This window comes from Mycobacterium sp. IS-1556, from assembly GCF_001499985.1.
GTDB lineage: Bacteria > Actinomycetota > Actinomycetes > Mycobacteriales > Mycobacteriaceae > Mycobacterium.
In genome coordinates, this window is record NZ_LQIM01000018.1 from 1 (window position 1) to 18,447 (window position 18,447).

The window sequence follows — 18,447 nt, forward strand, 5'->3', positions numbered from 1 at the left end:
ATCAGCGGTAAGTAATCTCTAGAGCATGTCTCGCCCCGTCGCACTGATCACCGGGCCGACGTCCGGCATCGGCGCGGCCGGGGGCCGGTTCGGCGCGGCCGGCGGGGGTGAGCGGTCGGCTCGGCGACCCGCTGCGCCGGGCCAGCGCAGCCTGGCTGGTCTGGCTCGCCATGGCCTGCGGAGTCGGCGGCAGCACCCGCAGCAGGTCGTTGAACTGACGCACGGTGCGCAACCCCTCGTCCCACTGTGCCCGCGTACTGGTGACCGGCATGGACACCAGCGTCCAGTGCTCTTCGTTCCACATGATCTCGGCGCAGTCCGGGGCGGTGTGGGCGAACGTCACCATCCGCCGGTCGCACGCGCGCCGCGCGGCGTCGAGGTTGGTGGAGTAGACCATCCGCGGGCCGATCGCGCCGAGCAGCCAGATGTCGTTCTCCCGCGGCTCTTTGATGCCCTTGAGCCGCAGGTCCACGACGACGTTGGTGCCGACCTTGCGGTGCAGCGCGATCACCGTCGCGACGTCCTCGAGGTCGAAGATGAACACCGCCTCGCCGCGGATCTGGCCCAGCACGACATTCTTGGCGGTGACGTCGCCGACGGTCGACATCACGCCACGCTTCCAGCGCCTGACGATGTCGTGCGATTCGTGCTCGTAGTCGAAGCCGTGCGACTTCGCCCAGGACTTGCGCCGGCGTCCCAGCCCGCGTCGACGGTCGACGTCGACGTACAACAGCACCGCCGCACCCACGAAGCAGAGTGCGGACAGCGTGAACCAAAGCGGAACCATTGCGCCCTAGCCTACTTGCAGGTAGTCCGTAAACCCGAACTCAACCAGATCACAGCCCCATCACATAGCGTGAAGCCGCTGCCTGCACGCGTGATCCACAACGGAGGAGGTCGGATGGGTGATGTGGTGACCGGCATTCGGCAGAAGCTGCGGCACGTGTCCGAGGCGGGGCGCGCCGTCAGGCGACTCGTCGAGACCGGCGTCATCGACATCAAGGACCTGAATTCGACGGTTAAGGGCGCCAAGCTCGCCCGGGTCTACGGGCCCCAGGCGACGATGGCGATCCTGGGTGGGCGCAGGTATGCGACCTTGCCGGCCATCGTCGACGAGCGCGGAACATTGACGTACAAGCAGGTAGACGATCAATCGTGGGCGTTGGCGCGTGGCCTGCAGGGGCTCGGCGTTTCGGCGGGCTCTGTCGTCGGCGTGCTGTGCCGCGACCACCGTGGGCTGGTGATCACCATGGCCGCATGCGGCAAGCTCGGCGCCCGCATGGTCCTGATGAACACCGGTTTCGCCAAGCCGCAGTTCGCGCAGGTCTGCGAACGCGAAAACGTCGGCGTCATGTTGCACGACAGCGAGTTCCTCGATCTGCTCGACGCGCTGCCCACCGACCTGCCGCGCGTGCTGGTCTGGGTGGACGACGGCGCCGAGCTGCCTTCGGGCGCGCAGACCCTCGACGACATCGTCGCGACGAACTCCGCCGAGCCGCTGCCTCCACCCGCCAAAGCCGGTAGTTCGGTCATCCTCACCAGCGGCACGACCGGTCTACCCAAGGGCGCGCCCCGTGAATCGGTCAATCCGCTTGCCACCGCGCAGATCATCGACCGAATACCGTTCCCGCGCAGAGGCACCATGGTCATTGTCTCGCCGATCTTCCACAGCACAGGTTGGGCCACCTACACCGTCGGCGCCGCATTGGGCAACAAAGTGGTGACGTCCAGGCGATTCAAGCCGGAGGCCACGTTGAAGCTCATCGCCGACCACAAGGCCGACATGTTGGTCGCGGTACCGACGATGCTGCACAGGATGGTCGAGCTCGCGCCCGATGTCATCGCCCGGTACGACACCTCGTCGTTGAAGGTGATCCTGATCGCCGGCTCGGCACTGAGCCCCGACCTGTCCGCTCGGATCCAGGACACCTTCGGCGATGTTCTGTACAACATGTACGGCTCCACCGAATGCGCCATCGCCACCGTCGCCACCCCGGACGAGCTTCGTGCCGCGCCCGGCACCGCGGGCCGCGCCCCGGTGACATGCGAGGTGGTGCTGTATGACGAACACGATCAACGCGTCGCAGGTGCGAACCGTCGCGGCCGGATCTTCATCCGCAACGGCGCACCGTTCGCCGGATACACCGACGGTCGGAACAAGCAAATCCTCGACGGCTACATGTCCAGCGGCGACATGGGGCACTTCGACGCGAACGGGCTGCTGTTCGTCGACGGCCGCGACGACGACATGATCGTGTCCGGCGGCGAGAACGTCTTCCCGCAAGAAGTGGAGAATCTGCTCGAGGAGCGCCCCGACGTCGCCGAAGTGGCGGTGGTCGGTGTCGACGACGTTGAGTTCGGAAAGCGGTTGCGCGCCTTCATCGTTTCCGAGCCGGGCGCGGCGCGGGACGCGGCGGAGATCAAGCAGTACGTGAAGGACAACCTGGCTCGGCACAAGGTCCCTCGCGACGTGGTGTTCGTCGACGAGTTACCCCGGAACGCCACCGGAAAGCTGCTGCGCCGAGTCCTGGTCGAAATGGACGTCACGACCTGACCCGCGGACCGGACGGCCGCGGGTCAGCTCGTGTATCGACCTAACCGAGCACCAGGCTGTCGCCGTCGGGGCTGACGTTGACCGGCACCACGTCGCCGTCGTGCACCTCACCGGCGAGCAGCATCTTGGCGAGCTGGTCGCCGATGGCCTGCTGGATCAGCCGGCGCAGCGGCCGCGCGCCGTACTGCGGGTCGAAGCCGCGCTGCGCCAGCCACTTCTTGGCCGGCAGGGACACCTCGAGGGTGAGCCTGCGCTGCGCCAACCGCTTTGCCAGCTGCTCGAGCTGGATGTCGACGATGTGGACCAGCTCCTCGGGGTTGAGCCCGTCGAACACGATCACGTCGTCGAGCCGGTTGATGAACTCGGGCTTGAACGCGCCGCGCACCGCGGCCATCACCTGCTCCTCGCTGCCGCCGGCGCCGAGGTTGGACGTCAGGATCAGGATGGTGTTGCGGAAGTCGACGGTGCGGCCCTGCCCGTCGGTCAGCCTGCCCTCGTCGAGCACCTGCAGCAGCACGTCGAACACGTCCGGGTGGGCCTTTTCGATCTCGTCGAACAGGATCACCGTGTACGGACGCCGCCGCACCGCCTCGGTCAGCTGACCGCCCTGGTCGTAGCCGATGTAGCCGGGAGGCGCGCCGACGAGGCGGGCCACCGAGTGCTTCTCGCCGTACTCGCTCATGTCGATGCGGACCATCGCGCGTTCGTCGTCGAACAGGAACTCCGCCAACGCCTTGGCCAGCTCGGTCTTACCGACACCGGTCGGGCCGAGGAACATGAACGAGCCGGTCGGCCGGTTCGGGTCGGCGACCCCGGCACGGGAACGGCGCACCGCGTCCGAGACGGCCTGCACTGCCTTGCGCTGGCCCACGACGCGCTTGCCGAGCTCGTCCTCCATTCGCAGCAGCTTGGCCGTCTCGCCCTCGAGCATCCGGCCCGCCGGAATCCCGGTCCACGCCGACACCACGTCGGCGATGTCGTCGGGCCCGACCTCCTCCTTGAGCATGAGGTTCTCGCGCGCCTCGGCCTGTGGCAGCGCCGCGTCGAGCTTCTTCTCGACCTCGGGGATGCGGCCGTAGCGCAGTTCGGCGGCCTTTTCGAGGTTGCCGTCGCGTTCGGCGCGGTCGGCCTCGCCGCGCAGCACCTCGAGCTGCTCCTTCAGCTCGCGCACGACGTCGATGGCGCCCTTCTCGTTCTGCCACCGCGTCGTCAGCTCGGCCAACTTTTCTTTGTGGTCGGCCAACTCGGCGCGCAACTTCTCCAGCCGTTCCTTGGAGGCGGCGTCCTCTTCTTTGGACAGCGCCATCTCCTCGATCTCGAGGCGACGCACCAGCCGCTCGACCTCGTCGATCTCGACGGGCCGCGAGTCGATCTCCATCCGTAGCCGCGATGCGGCCTCGTCGACGAGGTCGATGGCCTTGTCGGGCAGGAACCGGCTGGTGATGTAGCGGTCGGACAGCGTCGCCGCCGAGACCAGCGCCGAGTCGGTGATCCGCACGCCGTGGTGCACCTCGTAGCGATCCTTCAGTCCGCGCAGGATGCCGACGGTGTCCTCGACCGACGGCTCGCCGACGAACACCTGCTGGAAGCGGCGCTCCAGCGCGGCGTCCTTCTCGATGTACTTGCGGTACTCGTCGAGCGTGGTCGCGCCGACCAGGCGCAGCTCGCCGCGGGCGAGCATCGGCTTGATCATGTTGCCGGCGTCCATCGAGCCCTCGCCGGTCGCGCCGGCGCCGACGATGGTGTGCAGCTCGTCGATGAACGTGATGATCTGGCCCGCGCTGTTCTTGATGTCGTCGAGGACGGCCTTGAGGCGCTCCTCGAATTCGCCGCGGTACTTCGACCCGGCGACCATCGAACCCAGATCAAGTGAGATGACGGTCTTGTCGCGCAGGCTTTCCGGCACGTCGCCGGCCACGATGCGCTGGGCCAGGCCCTCGACGATCGCGGTCTTGCCGACACCGGGCTCACCGATCAGCACCGGGTTGTTCTTGGTGCGCCGGGACAGCACCTGAACGACGCGACGAATCTCGTTGTCGCGCCCGATAACTGGGTCGAGCTTGCCTTCGCGGGCGCGCGCGGTCAGGTCGGTGGAGTACTTCTCCAGCGCCTGGTAGCTGCCCTCCGGGTCGGGGCTGGTGACGCGTGCGCTGCCGCGCACCTTGACGAAGGCCTCGCGCAGCGCCTGCGGGGATGCGCCGTGGCCGGTCAACAGCTTTGCGACGTCCGAGTCACCTGTCGCCAGGCCGACCATCAGGTGTTCGGTCGAGACGTACTCGTCGTCCATCTCGGTCGCCAGGTGCTGGGCGGCGGTGATCGCTGCCAGGGCCTGGGGCGACAACTGCGGCTGCGAGGCCGCGCCGCTGGCACTGGGCAGCCGGTCGAGGAGTCGCTGCGTCTCCGAGCGAATGGTCGCGGGTTCGACGCCGACGGCCTCGAGCAGGGGTGCGGCGATGCCGTCGTTCTGGGTCAGCAAAGCCATCAACAGATGGGCGGGCGTGATCTGCGGGTTACCCGCGGTGGTTGCCGCCTGCAACGACGCGGTCAACGCCGCCTGGGTCTTGGTCGTCGGGTTGAACGAGTCCACGACACGGTGCCTTTCTTGGTTCGTGAGCTACGCGAGCTACCGGAAATGCTTGTCGCATGGTTCAACGTCGTCAATCTTGAGTCTGTTCCGCTCAAGTCTAGCCAATTTCGTCGCTTCCAAACATCGCCGCCTGGCGCATATCGCAACACGCCGCTCAGGTGTCACAGCTTTCACACCTGTATCGGCGACGCTTGAGTCATGCGTCGACTCGCCGCCATGCTCGCGGCCGTCGCGGTGGGCGTGTCCGTTTCGTCTCTGCTGATCGTCCCTGCGCGCGCGGCCGGCGATGCAGACCAGGTCCGCGCCGTCCTCGCCGGGATGAACGGCTCGTACAACCGCTCGGATTTCACGTCGTTCGCCGCGCACGTCTGCGCCGCCATGCGTCATGCCGACGGCTTCGAGACAGAGTGGTACGCGAGCCGGCGGGCCGACGGCCCCACCCGGATCTCGGTCAACTCGGTGACGGTCGCCGGCCACCCCGCGGTCACGGCCGTCGCGACCGTCCGGTTCGCCGCCGAGAACCACTCCAGCGCCAAGACCTTCGACATCGACTTCGTGCGCGAGGCCGGCGAGTGGAAGGCCTGCCACTACCACCCGACCCAAGCCGCATAGTGCTCACCGAACTCGTTCCCCTGGCGCTGGTGATCGCGCTGTCGCCGCTGTCGATCATTCCGGCGGTGCTCGTGCTGCACACGCCGCAGCCACGCCCGACCGGCCTGGCCTTCCTCGCGGGCTGGCTGATCGGATTGAGCGTGCTGACCGTCGTTTTCCTGCAGGTGTCCACCCTGCTGGGCGGCCGGGAGGAGAGGCCGCCGGGATGGGCGTCGTGGCTGCGCATCGTGGTCGGCGCGGCGCTGATCGTGTTCGGCCTCTACCGCTGGTTCACCCGGAGGACGTCGGCGCACACGCCGCGCTGGATGCAGAGCCTGAGCAAGCTGACCCCGATGCGTGCCGGCGGTGCCGCGATGGCGCTGACCGTCGTCAACCCGAAGGTGTTGTTCATCTGTGCCGCATCAGGTCTCGCGATCGGTACCGCGGGCGGCGGCCCGCGTGACGACTGGGTGGGAGTCACGTGGTTCGTCGTCGTCGCGGGATCCACGGTGGCCGCGCCGATCCTGGCCTACGCGGTGTCCGGTGACCGCCTCGACGGCCCGCTGGCCCGGCTCGCGGACTGGATGGAGCGGCAGCACGCGGCACTGGTGGCCGGCATCCTGGTGGTGATCGGAATCCTCGTGTTGTACAAGGGAATTCACGGGCTCTGAGTCAGCGCTGCACGGCTTGGGCTGTGGTTCCGGGCTCCGGCAGCCCGAGTTCGGCCGCATCTGCGGTCAGGTACCGCGTCACCGTCGGCGCGAGCAACCGCACCAGATCGTCATCCGGCAGCGATGCCAACGGCTCGATCTCTATGACGAAGCGCAGCACCGCGGTCCCGACGAGTTGACTCGCGGCCAACAGCGCGCGCAACCTGGCCTGCGGCCCGCCGCCGAGCCGCCCGGACACCGCGGTCAAAACGTAGTTCTGCATGAACCCGCGGAAAGCCTCGTGGGCATCGGCGTTCGACGTGGCCGACTGCAGCATCGCCACCATGGTCGGACCCGATTCGGGCGACTGCCAGATGTGCAGATACGTACGCACCAGCCGGGTGCCGATGTCCGGGTCCTCGTCCGGTCCGCCGGCGACGGCCGCCGCCAGCACCTCCGGGTCGACTATCAGGCTCAGCGACTCCCGGAACAGGTCGGCCTTGGAGCCGAACAGGTACAGCACCATCGACGGATCGACGTGCGCATCGCGGGCGATCGCCCGAAGGGTCGTCCTCTCGTACCCCTCGGCGCCGAACCGCTTGCGCGCGGCCGCCAGCACCGCGTCGCGCGACACCGGTTCACCCAGGCGGCGTCCGCGGCGCGTTTTCGCTGGTGATGCCATGTCGCCAGGCTAACATTTCAATATGTGTTGAAATAGTTACGGTCCGGAGTTACGCTGCCGATACCAGTAATTCAACGACGAATGAAAAGGTGTCGGCCATGACTACCGAAACGGCCGCAAGGCCCAACCACCACGCATCGGGCGGCCACGAGCCGCCGGCCGCAATCCGGGCGACCGCCGTGGTGGTCGTGCTCACCGTTGTGCTCGCGATCGTCGCGCTCGCTTTCGCGCTGCCCGCCGCACGCACCGCGCCGCACGACGTGCCGATCGGCGCGGCGGGACCGCAGGCGGCGAGCGGCCAAGTCGCCGCGACGATGGAGCGGCAAGCGCCGGGTGCGTTCGAGTTCACCTACTACCCGGGCGCAGAGGCGCTGCGCGAGGCGATCCGCAACCGCGACGTCTACGGCGGCATCGCGCTCGGCCCCGACGGGCCGACGCTGATGATCGCCACCGGCGGCAGCCCGATGATCGCCCAGATGCTGACCCAGATCGGCAACGGCATCGCCCAGAAGACCGGGGCGCAGTTGCAGGTCGAGGACCTTGCGCCGCCGACCGCCGACGATCCGCGCGGAGCCGGGCTGGCCGCCTCGGCGCTGCCCATCACGCTGGCCGGTCTGCTGCCCGCGATCGCGCTGCTGTTCGCGCTCAAGCGGGAGGTGTGGGCCCGGGTCACCGCCGCGGTGGTGTTCGCGGGCGTCGCGGGCGTGTCGATCGCCGGGCTGCTGCGCTGGGTGCTGGGTTCGATCGACGCGAATTTCTGGGGTGTCACCGGCGCCCTGACGCTCGGCATCCTGGCCACCGGATTGACCCTGCTGGGCCTGGGATCGCTGTTCGGCCGGGTCGGCCTGGCGTTGGGTGCGGTGACCGCGCTGCTCATCGGCAACCCGCTGTCCGGGTTGAACACCGCCCCCGAACTGCTGCCGAGCGGCTGGGGACAGTTCGGACAGCTGCTGCCGCAGGGCGCCAACGCCACCCTGCTGCGGTCCGCCGCCTTCTTCGACGGGGCGGGCGCCACCGTGCCGGTCATCGTGCTGACCTGCTGGGCGGCGTTCGGCGCCGCGCTGATAGTGATCGCGGCGCTTCGGCAGCGAAGGACCAGCTCAGCCTGACACTTACACTGGGGCCGCGTGGGACTCGACGACCGTGACGCGCTGCGCACGCTGCGCGACGCGGTCGATCCCGCGCTCGGCTCCGGTGAGCTGGTTCGCCGCTTCTACACGCACTGGTTCGCCATCGACACCTCGGTGCGTGACCTCTTCCCGCCGGACATGGAAGCCCAGCGCAACCGGTTCGCCCACGCCGTCACGTGGGTGCTGGGGGAACTCGCCGCCCAGCGGGCGCAGGAGCCGGTGGCGTTCCTCGCCCAGCTCGGCCGGGATCACCGTAAATACGGTGTGACACAACATCATTACGACAGCATGCAGAACGCGCTGTACAGCAGCTTTCGCAGCCACCTGGCCGAGGGCTGGGACGACACGCTCGCCGAGGCCGCGCATGACGCCGTGGCACTGATGATCGGGTTGATGCGGGGTGCCGCCGACGCCGAGCAGGGCCCGCCGTTCTGCGACGGCACGGTGCTCGAGCACATCCGCGCCACCCGCGACGTCTCCGTCGTCCGGCTGCAATTGGACCGCCCGCTGTTCTACCACCCGGGTCAGTACGTCACGGTGCAGGTTCCGCAGTGGCCGCGCCGGTGGCGCTACCTGAGCCCGTCGATCCCGACCGATCCCGCCGGCGCCATCGAGTTCCACGTCCGCTCGGTGACCGGCGGCATGGTGAGCACCGCTATCGTCGCCGAGACCAAGCCCGGTGACCGGTGGCGGCTGTCCAACCCGCACGGCGGCCTGCAGATCGACCGCGACGGTGGCGACGTGTTGATGGTCGCGGGCAGCACCGGCCTCGCGCCACTGCGGACGCTGATCATGAATCTCACCCGCTGGGGCGTCAACCCGCGAGTGCATCTGTTCTTCGGCGGCCGCTTCCCATGCGACCTCTACGACCTGCCCACCCTGTGGCAGATCGCTTCGCAGAACCCGTGGCTGTCGGTCACCCCGGTGTCGGAGTTCAACGTCGACCCGCCGTGGGCGAGCGACTATCCCGATGTGCAGCCACCGCGCGGCCTGCACGTGCGGCAGACCGGAACGCTGGCCGACGTGGTGACCCGCTACGGCAACTGGGGTGATCGGCAGATCCTGATCTGCGGTGGACCGGACATGGTGACGGCGACGAAGGCCGCGTTGATCGCCAAAGGGGCACCGGCCCAACGGATTCAACACGATCCGCTGGTCTCCTGAACCGCTAGCCCCAGTAGGAGAAGCTACATGTCGGCCGTGGTTCGCTCTTGAACGCCAGCAGATTGCCGTCCATGGTGATGGTGCAGATCAGGCGTGTGTCGCCGCCGTCGGCGGTGACCGAGGATTGCACCTCGTTGTAAACGGGGTACTGCTTCTGCCATGGCAGCGTCACATTCGTCTCGGTTTGCTCTGGGCCACCGTTGATCTGGTACCGGATGCTCACCGGGCCGGCACCACCTCTCACCTCCATGGTCGCGGTGCCGACCGGGGGCCCAGCGGGCGTGGCCGCGACCGTTTCCGACGTGGTCGCTGTCGCCGAAGTCGTGGCCTCAGAAGTGGCGGCGTCGGGCTCATCCGCTTTCGGGTTGCCTTCGGTCGTGCCACATCCGGCCGCCGCGATCGCGACAACAGCGATACCCATGACGGCGCCGACCGCAGTGCGTTTCACCATTCCTGGATCGTAGCCGGGTTGAAGTGGCACTGGTCTGTAGCTTCGTGTCATGGCCGACTTCGAAACCGTCACGCTTCGCGATCCGTCGTCCGCGCTGACCGCATCGTTCGTGCCGGCAGCCGGCATGGTGGGCACCTCGCTGGCCGACGGCGGCGACGAGTTCCTCAGCCAGCGCCGCGGCCTGACCGCCTACGTCAACAACGGAAAGACGATGGGCATCCCGATCCTGTACCCGTGGGCGAACCGGTTGAGCGCCAACACCTACGAGGTCGACGGCACCGTCGTCAGCCTGACCCCCGGCACCGGGGGCGTCCGGACCGACGAGCACGGAGCACCGATCCACGGCGTACTCGCCGCCTATCCCGGCTGGCGAGTCAGCGCGCAAACGAACAACAGCCTGACCGCGGTGCTCGATTACGGTGGCGACCCGCAACTGCTCGCGGCGTTTCCGTTCCCGCACCTGCTGACACAACACGTGACTCTCGACGACCGGACACTCGCCATCGAGACCACCGTCGCGCCCACCACGTCGGCGCCCGTGCCGCTGTGTTTCGGCTACCACCCGTACCTGAGAATCCCCGGCGTGCCGCGCGAGGAATGGGCGCTCAACACCCCGACGATGCGCCACCTGCCAGTGGACGACAACGGCATTCCGACCGGAGCTCAGGAACCGTGGCCGGCCAGGACCGAGCAGTTGAAGATCACTGCATACGACGACGGCTTCGACCGGGTGCCCGAGGGCGCGGTGTTCACGCTCACCGGCGGTGACCGCCGCATCGATGTGACGTTCGAAAGCGGCTATCCCGCAGCACAACTCTTCGCGCCCACCAACGACGACCTGATCGCCATCGAGCCGATGGCCGCCCCGACCGACGCGCTGCGGCGGGGCGGCTACCGAAAAGCGGCCCCCGGCAAGCCGGAGACCGCTCGATTCTCGATCAGGATCAGTTGAGGTTGTCAATCCGCCTGACGTCGCCGCCGAGCGGCTCCGGGCTGCCAGACGACCAGAGCCGTGCTCTTCTGGCGTGGCTGCGCGCGCAGCGCCTCGACTTCCTCGCTCAGCTCCCGCACCCGGGCCTGCAACGCCTCGACCTGGTTGGTCAGCTCGATGATGCGCTTGATGCCGGCGAGGTTGACGCCTTCGTCCTGGCTCAACCGCTGGACCTCGCGGAGCAACTCGACATCGTGCTGTGAGTAACGCCTGCCGCCACCCGAGGTGCGTTGCGGGCGCACCAGGCCGAGCCGGTCATAGGTGCGCAGGGTCTGCGCGTGCATGCCCGCCAACTCGGCGGCGACGGAGATCAGGAAGGTGCGGGCCTCCTCCTTCGACCGTTTCGTGGCCATCACGCACCTGCCCATCCGGCCCGCGGATCGAAGCCGCTGGCCCGCTCCGCTTTCGCGTAGGCCTCCAGCGCCTCGGCCGCCTCACCCTCGAGGTTCGGCGGCACCGCCACCTTGACCGTCACCAACAGGTCGCCGTGGCCGCCGGAGCGTTTCGGCACACCGCGTCCGCGCACGCGCAGGATCCGGCCGTCCGATGTGCCCTTGGGCACCCGCACACCGACCTTGCCTTCCAGCGTCGGCACCGAAAGCGTTGTACCCAAGGCCAATTCATGGAAGCTGACGGGAACGGTGACGGTGAGATCATCGCCGTCGCGGCCGAACACCCTGTCGGGCCGCACGTGGACGGTCACGTACAGGTCGCCCGACGGTGCGCCGCGAAGACCCGCTTCGCCCTGGCCCGCCAACCGGATCCGCTGGCCGTCCTCGACGCCGGGCGGGATCCGCACGTTGATGGTGCGAGTTCGGGTGGTCACGCCGGTGCCCTTGCACTCCTGGCAGGGGTGCTCGATGATCGACCCGCTCCCACGGCATTCGGTGCACGGCTCGGAGAATCCGAACGCGCCCTGGTTGCGGTTGATCACCCCGGAGCCATTACAGCTCGGGCAGACTTTCGGGCTGGTACCCGGGCGCGCCCCGCTGCCATGACAGTTGGTGCACGGCGCCGGACTGGTGAGCCGCAACGGCATCGCCACGCCCTTGGTGGCCTCCAGGAACGACAGCTCGGCCTCGGTCTCGAGGTCGTTGCCGCGCCGTGGCCTGCTGGGGCGTGGCTGCTGGGCCCCGCGACCGAAGAGACCACCGAAGAGGTCGCCGATGTTCGCGCCGCCGGTTTGACCTGCCGCGTCGAACAGGTCGTTCAGGTTGAACTCGACGCCGCCGTCCGAGCCGCCGAAGCCCCCGAAGCCACCACCGCCGCCGAACCGGCCGCGACCGAACCCGCCGTTGGCGAACAACCGCCGGGTCTCGTCGTACTCCTTGCGCTTGGCCGGATCGGTGAGCACCTCCTTGGCCTCGGACACCGCCTTGTACCGTTCCTCGGCCGAGGAATTGCCCGGGTTTCGGTCGGGATGGTTCTCCGCGAGCAGCTTTCGCGCCGCCCGCTTGATTTCCTGATCGCTGGCGTCGGAGGAGACGCCGAGCTCCTTGTAGAAGTCTTTCTCGACCCACTCACGTTGGGCCATACCGCGTCACCTCCTTACCGGTGTCACTCCTCGTCTGATTCTGCTGGTTCTGCCGCCGCATCGCCGCCGTTATCGGCGGCTTCGGGACCGTCGGGCACCGTGTCGACCACGCCCACCATGGCGTGGCGCACAACCTGCTCGCCGACCTTGTAGCCGCGCCGCATCACCGTGCCCAGCACGGGGTGAGTGCCTTCCCCCTCGTGTTGCACGGCCTCGTGCAGTTCCGGGTCGAACTCGTCGCCCTCGGCACCGAATGCCGAAAGTCCCTGTCCCTCAAGAACACTGACGAGCTTGTCGGCCACCGCCTTGAGGGGACCGCTCTCCAGGTCACCGTGGCTGCGGGCACGATCGAGGTCATCGAGGATCGGCAGCAGCTGCGTGATGACCGAGGCCTTCGCCCGGTCGGCAGCCAGCTGCTGATCGCGCAGCGCCCGCTTGCGGTAGTTGGTGAAATCGGCCTGCACCCGCTGCAGATCGCCGAGCAGTTCGGAGGCCTTGTCGGCCTCTGCGCCTGCGCTCTGCGGCGAGGGCTGGTCCGGCGCCGGCCCACCTGGGGCCGGCTCGGAACCTGCTTCTCTCACTTCACCGGTGACCGGATCGATGCGCCGTTTGTCGGTGACGGTCACCGGCTCGTACGGATCGTTTCCTGTCACTTGTTCTCCTTGTTGTTCGAGTCGTCGTCGACCACCTCGGCGTCCACGACGTTGTCGTCGGCCGGCGCTCCGGCGTCCGCGCCGCCGCCTGCCGCCTGCTCGGCCTGAGTGGCCTCATAGATGGCCTGGCCGAGGCCCTGCGACTCGACGCCCAGCTTCTCCATCGCGGACTTGATCTCGCCGATGTCGGTGCCTTCGAGCGCCTTCTTGGCATCCGCGATGGCCGCGTCGACCTTGCTCAAAGTGTCCTCGGGGACCTTCGAGCCACCTTCGGCCTCACGCTGCTCCTTGACGAACTTCTCCGTCTGGTAGACCAGCGACTCGGCCTGGTTGCGGACGTCGGCCTCTTCGCGACGCTTGCGGTCCTCCTCGGCGTGCGCCTCGGCGTCCTTGACCATCCGGTCGATCTCTTCCTTGGACAGGCCGGAGCCCTCCTGGATACGGATCGTGTTCTCCTTGCCGGTGCCCTTGTCCTTCGCCGTCACGTGCACGATGCCGTTGGCGTCAATGTCGAACGTGACCTCGATCTGCGGCACGCCGCGCGGGGCCGGCGGGATACCGGTGAGCTCGAAGCTGCCGAGCAACTTGTTGTGCGCGGCGATCTCGCGCTCGCCCTGATAGACCTGGATCTGCACCGACGGCTGATTGTCGTCGGCGGTGGTGAAGGTCTCCGACCGCTTGGTCGGAATGGTGGTGTTGCGCTCGATCAGCTTCGTCATCACGCCACCCTTGGTTTCGATACCGAGGGACAGCGGCGTGACGTCAAGTAGCAGAACGTCTTTCACCTCACCCTTGAGCACACCGGCCTGCAGCGCGGCGCCCACCGCGACAACCTCGTCCGGGTTGACGCCCTTGTTGGGCTCCTTGCCGCCGGTCATCTCCTTGACCAGATCGGATACCGCGGGCATCCGCGTCGAGCCGCCGACCAGCACCACGTGGTCGATGTCGGACACCGAGATACCGGCGTCCTTGACCACCTGCTGGAACGGCTGGCGGGTACGGTCCAGCAGATCCTGGGTGATGCGCTGGAACTCGGCGCGCGTCAGCTGCTCGTCGAGGAACAGCGGATTCTTGTCCGCATCGACGGTGATGTAGGGCAGGTTGATCGAAGTGCTCTGCGAACTCGAGAGCTCGATCTTCGCCTTCTCGGCGGCCTCCCGCAGCCGCTGCATGGCCATCTTGTCCTTGGTCAGGTCGATGCCCGAAGTGCCCTTGAACTTGTCGACCAGCCAATCGACGATCCGGTCGTCCCAGTCGTCGCCACCGAGGTGGTTGTCACCGCTGGTGGCACGAACCTCGACCACGCCCTCGCCGATCTCGAGCAGCGAGACGTCGAACGTACCGCCGCCGAGGTCGAAGACCAGGATCGTCTGCTCCTTCTCGCCCTTGTCCAGGCCGTAGGCCAGCGCGGCCGCGGTCGGCTCGTTGACGATGCGCAGCACGTTGAGGCCGGCGATCTGGCCGGCTTCCTTGGTGGCCTGACGCTGAGCGTCGTTGAAGTAGGCGGGCACGGTGATGACCGCGTCGGTGATGTCCTCGCCGAGATAGCTTTCGGCGTCGCGCTTGAGCTTCTGCAACGTACGGGCGCTGATCTCCTGCGCGGTGTACTTCTTGCCGTCGATCTCCACGGACCAGTCGGTGCCCATGTGACGCTTGACCGAACGGATGGTCCGGTCGACGTTGGTCACCGCCTGGTTCTTGGCGGGCTGGCCGACCAGCACCTCACCGTTGCGCGCGAACGCGACGACGGACGGCGTGGTGCGGGAGCCCTCGGAGTTGGCGACGACAACGGGATCGCCACCCTCCAGTACCGCGACGACGGAGTTGGTGGTCCCGAGGTCGATTCCGACCGCACGAGCCATAGTTGTTCCTCCCTGAGTAGTCCTGCTAAGGGTCTGAGTGCACCGCACTCAAGACTGCGCCGACGTACCCTACCCTGTCAACTCAGACTTGAGTCTGATCCACTCAACTGTCGAAGGGATCAACGGGGCCGTCGCTTGATTTGTTCCCGAGTAGCGTCGAGGGGATGTGTCAATACTGCGGATGCCGGGACATGCCGCTGATCCGCGACTACATCGCTGAACATGCGCGCGTGCTCAGCCTCGGCGGTGAAGCGGTCCGCGCAATCGACCGCAGCGATCTCGACCGCGCGAGGCGCCTGCTCGCCGAGATGGCCGAGGAACTGGAGTCGCACTGGCGCGGCGAGGAGAACGGGCTGTTCAAGGTGATGGCGCGCGAGGAGTTGTTCGCCGAGCACATCGATCCGCTGATCCGTGAACACCGCGAACTGAACGAGCTACTCGCCAACGTGGACCTGACGCGCGCTGATCATCAGCGCGCGATCCGCGATGCCGTGGAGGAACTCTGGGAGCACACCAGAAAGGAAGAAGACGGGATCTTCCCGGCCGCGCTGACGTCTCTGGACGGCAATGAGTGGGACGCGGCGATCGAGGCGTGGCACGAGGCCCATCCGAACTGCGAGATGGTCAAGTGGAGCGTGTGAGCCTCCTGCGAATCGGCCACTCTGCAGCAGAAATCGGCGGACCATTGACCGATGGAGACCATCGTCGACGAGATCGGGCCAGGCATCTACCGCCTGTCCACCTTCGTCCCCGGCATCACCGAACAGGGCTTCACCTTCAACCAGTTTCTGCTCACCGGCGACGAACCGTTCCTATTCCACTGCGGCCACCGCCAACTCTTCGGATCGGTTTCTGAGGCCCTCAATCGCGTTGTGCCGCTGGAGAAACTGCGGTGGATCGCGTTCGGCCACGTCGAGGCCGACGAGTGCGGCGCCGTGAACCTGCTACTCGACGCGGCGCCCAACGCGGAGGTCATTCACAGCGCTCTGGCCTGCATGGTTTCGCTGGTCGACTTGTGCGACCGCCCGCCGGTCGTGGCGCCTGAGGACGGCGTGCATGACATCGGCGGGCATAGGTTGCGCTTCATCGGCACGCCACATGTCCCGCACAACTGGGAAGCCGGCCTGTGGTTCGACGAGACGACGTCGACGCTGCTCGCCGGCGACCTCTTCACCCACGTCGGCGCGGGCCCCGCGGTGACCGAAAACGACGTCGTCGAACCCGCGCTCGCGGCTGAGGAAGTCTTCCACGCCACCGGCCTGACCACCAATCTGCAGCCGATGCTGCACATGCTCGCCGACCTCCAGCCGACGACACTGGCGCTCATGCACGGGGCTTCCTACGCCGGTGACGGTGGGCGGCAATTACGCGCTCTCGCCGAGGGATACGCCGCGATGGCAGAATCGCGGCAATGACAGCCGCCCAGCGTGAACGCGCCGCACTCGTCGAAACCATGCGCACCGTCGGCCCCGATGCGCCGACCTTGTGCGGTGACTGGACGACCCGCGACCTCGCCGCACACCTGGTGGTCCGCGAGCGCAGGCTCGACGCCACCCCCGGCATCGCGATTCCCGCCCTGGCCGGCTACACCGACAAGGTCCAACGCCAGACCGCGTCGAGCACCGAGTGGGACGATCTGCTGGCCAAGGTCGCCTCGGGGCCGCCGCTGTTCTCACCGTTCAAGCTTCTCGACCCGGTGGCCAACATGGGCGAGATGTTCATCCACCACGAAGACGTGCGGCGAGCCCAATCCGATTGGGAGCCAAGGCCTCTCGACGACGACACGATCAAGGCGCTGAGCCGCTCACTGCCCCTGATGGCGAGGATGACATTGGCCAAGGCGCCCGCGCGGATGACCCTGAAGACCCCGCAGGGCAAGGTGCTCGCCACCGTCGGGAGGGGGCCCGCGCTGACCCTCACCGGTGAACCGCCGGAACTGCTGTTGTTCATCTCCGGCCGCGACGCCGTTCGGGTCGACTTCGACGGCGACGCCCAGACCGTCGCCTCGGTCCGGGCCAACCGGCGGGGGCTGTAGGCGGCTTGCCGCTTAAGCTGGCCGCCGTGAGTTCATCGCTGGATTTCCGTGTCTTCGTCGAGCCTCAGCAGGGTGCCACCTACAGCGACCAACTCGCGGTCGCGCGCGCCGCAGAGGAACTCGGCTACTCGGCGTTCTTTCGATCCGACCACTACCTCGCGATGAGCGGCGACGGCCTGCCGGGTCCGACCGACTCCTGGGTCACGCTGGCCGGCATCGCCCGCGAGACGTCATCGATCCGGCTCGGCACAATGGTCACCTCCGCGACGTTCCGGTATCCGGGCCCGTTGGCGGTCTCGGTCGCGCAGGTCGACGAGATGAGCGGCGGCCGAGTGGAATTCGGCATCGGCGCCGGCTGGTTCGAGGCCGAGCATCAGGCGTACGCGATCCCTTTCCCGTCGCTGCGGGAACGCTTCGACCGGCTCACCGAACAGCTCGAGATCATCTCCGGCTTCTGGACGACGCCGCAGGGCCAGACGTTCGACTACTCGGGCGAGCACTACACGGTCGTGGAGTCCCCCGGGTTGCCCAAGCCGTCGCAGGCGCCCCACCCGCCGATCATCATCGGAGGGCAGGGCGCCAAGCGGACGCCGGCGTTGGCCGCGAAGTTCGCCGCGGAGTTCAATGTGCCGTTCGTGCCGCTGGAAACGGCCAAGACCCAGTTCGAGCGCGTCGCCGCCGCCGTCTCGGAGGCCGGTCGGTCCGCGGAGTCGATGACGTACTCCGCGGCGTTCGTGCTGTGTGCGGGGCGCGACGACGCCGAGATCGCCCGACGGGCGGCCGCAATAGGCCGTGAGGTCGACGAGCTCCGCAGCAACTCCCCGACGGTCGGCACCCCGGCCGAGATCGCCGACAAACTCGGCGCCTTCATCGACGCCGGGGTGCAGCGCGTGTACCTGCAGGTTCTCGACATGTCAGACCTGAAGCACCTCGAGTTCTTCGCCGGCGAAGTGATCCCTCAGTTCCGCTGAGCACGCGCCCGAATGTGACGCGAACCTTCGATCCGTACCCCTGAGCGCTTACTATCGGCCCGTGGCGCGAAACGGACCTCCCGACGACCCGAACTATCCCGACAACGACCCCACCGCCTACATCGACTACGGCGACGACGGTGGCTACGGACAACCGCCCGTTCCCTGGTACCGCAAGCCCGCGGCTCTGGTTGCCTTCGGCGCGCTCGGCGCATTGGTCGTCGCCCTGATCGTGTGGGGACTCGCCAACCTGATCAGCAACGACGACACCAACACCGAACCGACCTCGTTGACTCCGCTGACCACGACGACACGCACGGCGACGGCCACCACGACCGCGACACCTGAAACCGTTACGGAAACCGTCACCCCCACCACCACCGCGCCGCCGACCACGACGACCACAGAGCCGACCACCACCACGACCACCACGACGACCGTGCCGCCGACGACCAGCATCAGCACCAGCACGGAGACCAGCACCGAGACGGTCACCGAGACCGTGACGGCCCCGCCGCCAGGGCCCTAGCCCCCGTCGAGGTCGGCCAACCCGCCTCTCCACCGGCTTGTCGGTTATCAACCGCTTCGCCGG

At 67.6% G+C, this 18,447-nt stretch carries 19 protein-coding genes; 11 read left to right on the forward strand and 8 right to left on the reverse strand.

Annotated features, from left to right (window positions below):
* Position 1 precedes the first annotated feature (1 nt).
* Positions 2–787, reverse strand: a complete 786-nt coding sequence (gene ttfA / locus AU187_RS13375; protein WP_059166851.1) for a trehalose monomycolate transport factor TtfA — start codon at positions 785–787, stop codon at positions 2–4.
* A gap of 114 nt (positions 788–901) precedes the next feature.
* On the opposite strand from ttfA, the gene AU187_RS13380 reads away from it, so the two are divergent.
* Positions 902–2,554 (forward strand): acyl-CoA synthetase, encoded by a 1,653-nt coding sequence (locus AU187_RS13380; RefSeq protein WP_059100215.1) that lies wholly within the window; start codon positions 902–904, stop codon positions 2,552–2,554.
* Between the two features lie 40 nt (positions 2,555–2,594).
* Here the strand turns inward: AU187_RS13380 and clpB are convergent, their stop codons facing one another.
* Entirely contained in the window at positions 2,595–5,141 is a 2,547-nt protein-coding gene (clpB, locus tag AU187_RS13385) for an ATP-dependent chaperone ClpB (protein WP_059100214.1), read from the reverse strand.
* Between the two features lie 198 nt (positions 5,142–5,339).
* Between clpB and AU187_RS13390 the strand changes: the two genes are divergently transcribed.
* Positions 5,340–5,753, forward strand: a complete 414-nt coding sequence (locus AU187_RS13390) for an Rv0361 family membrane protein (protein WP_059100213.1) — start codon at positions 5,340–5,342, stop codon at positions 5,751–5,753.
* Positions 5,753–6,403, forward strand: a complete 651-nt coding sequence (locus AU187_RS13395) for a GAP family protein (protein WP_059100212.1) — start codon at positions 5,753–5,755, stop codon at positions 6,401–6,403. Before AU187_RS13390 ends, AU187_RS13395 begins: the two co-directional genes overlap by 1 nt.
* Position 6,404: 1 nt before the next feature.
* Here AU187_RS13395 and AU187_RS13400 read toward each other — a convergent pair whose 3' ends face one another.
* Positions 6,405–7,064: a TetR/AcrR family transcriptional regulator gene (locus tag AU187_RS13400; RefSeq protein ID WP_059100211.1), complete on the reverse strand. Its 660-nt coding sequence runs from the start codon at positions 7,062–7,064 to the stop codon at positions 6,405–6,407.
* A gap of 98 nt (positions 7,065–7,162) precedes the next feature.
* Between AU187_RS13400 and AU187_RS13405 the strand changes: the two genes are divergently transcribed.
* The gene (locus AU187_RS13405; protein WP_059100210.1) at positions 7,163–8,173 is read left to right on the forward strand and encodes a hypothetical protein; all 1,011 of its coding nucleotides are present in this window, start codon (positions 7,163–7,165) and stop codon (positions 8,171–8,173) included.
* Positions 8,174–8,191: 18 nt separating this feature from the next.
* Positions 8,192–9,358 (forward strand): FAD-binding oxidoreductase, encoded by a 1,167-nt coding sequence (locus AU187_RS13410; protein WP_059100209.1) that lies wholly within the window; start codon positions 8,192–8,194, stop codon positions 9,356–9,358.
* A gap of 4 nt (positions 9,359–9,362) precedes the next feature.
* On the opposite strand, the gene AU187_RS13415 is transcribed toward AU187_RS13410, so the two are convergent.
* Positions 9,363–9,809, reverse strand: a complete 447-nt coding sequence (locus AU187_RS13415) for a hypothetical protein (RefSeq protein WP_059100219.1) — start codon at positions 9,807–9,809, stop codon at positions 9,363–9,365.
* Positions 9,810–9,858: 49 nt separating this feature from the next.
* Between AU187_RS13415 and AU187_RS13420 the strand changes: the two genes are divergently transcribed.
* Complete coding sequence (locus AU187_RS13420; RefSeq protein ID WP_059100208.1) at positions 9,859–10,761, forward strand: aldose 1-epimerase; 903 nt, start codon at positions 9,859–9,861, stop codon at positions 10,759–10,761.
* Positions 10,762–10,766: 5 nt separating this feature from the next.
* Here AU187_RS13420 and AU187_RS13425 read toward each other — a convergent pair whose 3' ends face one another.
* Genes AU187_RS13425 through dnaK form a run of 4 tightly spaced genes read right to left on the reverse strand, consistent with a single transcriptional unit; the run spans position 10,767 to position 14,849 of the window.
* Positions 10,767–11,153, reverse strand: a complete 387-nt coding sequence (locus tag AU187_RS13425; RefSeq protein ID WP_059100207.1) for a heat shock protein transcriptional repressor HspR — start codon at positions 11,151–11,153, stop codon at positions 10,767–10,769.
* On the reverse strand, positions 11,153–12,334 hold the full coding sequence (gene dnaJ / locus AU187_RS13430; RefSeq protein ID WP_059100206.1) for a molecular chaperone DnaJ: 1,182 nt from the start codon (positions 12,332–12,334) through the stop codon (positions 11,153–11,155). The genes AU187_RS13425 and dnaJ overlap by 1 nt, the downstream gene beginning before the upstream one ends.
* A gap of 23 nt (positions 12,335–12,357) precedes the next feature.
* The gene (grpE, locus tag AU187_RS13435) at positions 12,358–12,987 is read right to left on the reverse strand and encodes a nucleotide exchange factor GrpE (protein ID WP_059100205.1); all 630 of its coding nucleotides are present in this window, start codon (positions 12,985–12,987) and stop codon (positions 12,358–12,360) included.
* Positions 12,984–14,849 carry a molecular chaperone DnaK gene (gene dnaK, locus AU187_RS13440; RefSeq protein ID WP_059100204.1) on the reverse strand — a complete coding sequence of 622 codons (1,866 nt, stop codon included), beginning with the start codon at positions 14,847–14,849 and terminating at the stop codon, positions 12,984–12,986. The genes grpE and dnaK overlap by 4 nt, the downstream gene beginning before the upstream one ends.
* 191 nt (positions 14,850–15,040) lie before the next feature.
* On the opposite strand from dnaK, the gene AU187_RS13445 reads away from it, so the two are divergent.
* The 5 genes from AU187_RS13445 (at position 15,041) to AU187_RS13465 (ending at position 18,384) form a co-directional block, all read left to right on the forward strand.
* Positions 15,041–15,490, forward strand: coding sequence for a hemerythrin domain-containing protein (locus tag AU187_RS13445; protein ID WP_231740343.1), 450 nt, complete (start codon positions 15,041–15,043; stop codon positions 15,488–15,490).
* Between the two features lie 51 nt (positions 15,491–15,541).
* Positions 15,542–16,264 (forward strand): oxygen-binding di-iron domain-containing protein, encoded by a 723-nt coding sequence (locus AU187_RS13450; RefSeq protein WP_059100202.1) that lies wholly within the window; start codon positions 15,542–15,544, stop codon positions 16,262–16,264.
* A complete protein-coding gene (locus AU187_RS13455; RefSeq protein WP_059100201.1) occupies positions 16,261–16,884 on the forward strand; it encodes a TIGR03085 family metal-binding protein in 624 nt (207 codons plus the stop codon). Before AU187_RS13450 ends, AU187_RS13455 begins: the two co-directional genes overlap by 4 nt.
* Before the next feature lie 38 nt (positions 16,885–16,922).
* Positions 16,923–17,855 (forward strand): LLM class F420-dependent oxidoreductase, encoded by a 933-nt coding sequence (locus tag AU187_RS13460; RefSeq protein ID WP_059100218.1) that lies wholly within the window; start codon positions 16,923–16,925, stop codon positions 17,853–17,855.
* A gap of 61 nt (positions 17,856–17,916) precedes the next feature.
* Complete coding sequence (locus tag AU187_RS13465; protein WP_059100200.1) at positions 17,917–18,384, forward strand: hypothetical protein; 468 nt, start codon at positions 17,917–17,919, stop codon at positions 18,382–18,384.
* Positions 18,385–18,447 lie beyond the last annotated feature (63 nt).

Excerpts from the sequence above, each read along its gene's own strand:
- AU187_RS13420 (WP_059100208.1), top strand. The coding sequence starts at position 9,859 with ATGGCCGACTTCGAAACCGTCACGCTTCGCGATCCGTCGTCCGCGCTG.
- dnaK (WP_059100204.1), bottom strand. The coding sequence starts at position 14,849 with ATGGCTCGTGCGGTCGGAATCGACCTCGGGACCACCAACTCCGTCGTC.
- AU187_RS13400 (WP_059100211.1), bottom strand. The coding sequence starts at position 7,064 with ATGGCATCACCAGCGAAAACGCGCCGCGGACGCCGCCTGGGTGAACCG.
- ttfA (WP_059166851.1), bottom strand. The coding sequence starts at position 787 with ATGGTTCCGCTTTGGTTCACGCTGTCCGCACTCTGCTTCGTGGGTGCG.
- AU187_RS13390 (WP_059100213.1), top strand. The coding sequence starts at position 5,340 with ATGCGTCGACTCGCCGCCATGCTCGCGGCCGTCGCGGTGGGCGTGTCC.
- AU187_RS13380 (WP_059100215.1), top strand. The coding sequence starts at position 902 with ATGGGTGATGTGGTGACCGGCATTCGGCAGAAGCTGCGGCACGTGTCC.
- AU187_RS13455 (WP_059100201.1), top strand. The coding sequence starts at position 16,261 with ATGACAGCCGCCCAGCGTGAACGCGCCGCACTCGTCGAAACCATGCGC.
- AU187_RS13405 (WP_059100210.1), top strand. The coding sequence starts at position 7,163 with ATGACTACCGAAACGGCCGCAAGGCCCAACCACCACGCATCGGGCGGC.
- AU187_RS13415 (WP_059100219.1), bottom strand. The coding sequence starts at position 9,809 with ATGGTGAAACGCACTGCGGTCGGCGCCGTCATGGGTATCGCTGTTGTC.
- dnaJ (WP_059100206.1), bottom strand. The coding sequence starts at position 12,334 with ATGGCCCAACGTGAGTGGGTCGAGAAAGACTTCTACAAGGAGCTCGGC.
- AU187_RS13450 (WP_059100202.1), top strand. The coding sequence starts at position 15,542 with ATGGAGACCATCGTCGACGAGATCGGGCCAGGCATCTACCGCCTGTCC.
- AU187_RS13425 (WP_059100207.1), bottom strand. The coding sequence starts at position 11,153 with ATGGCCACGAAACGGTCGAAGGAGGAGGCCCGCACCTTCCTGATCTCC.
- AU187_RS13445 (WP_231740343.1), top strand. The coding sequence starts at position 15,041 with ATGCCGCTGATCCGCGACTACATCGCTGAACATGCGCGCGTGCTCAGC.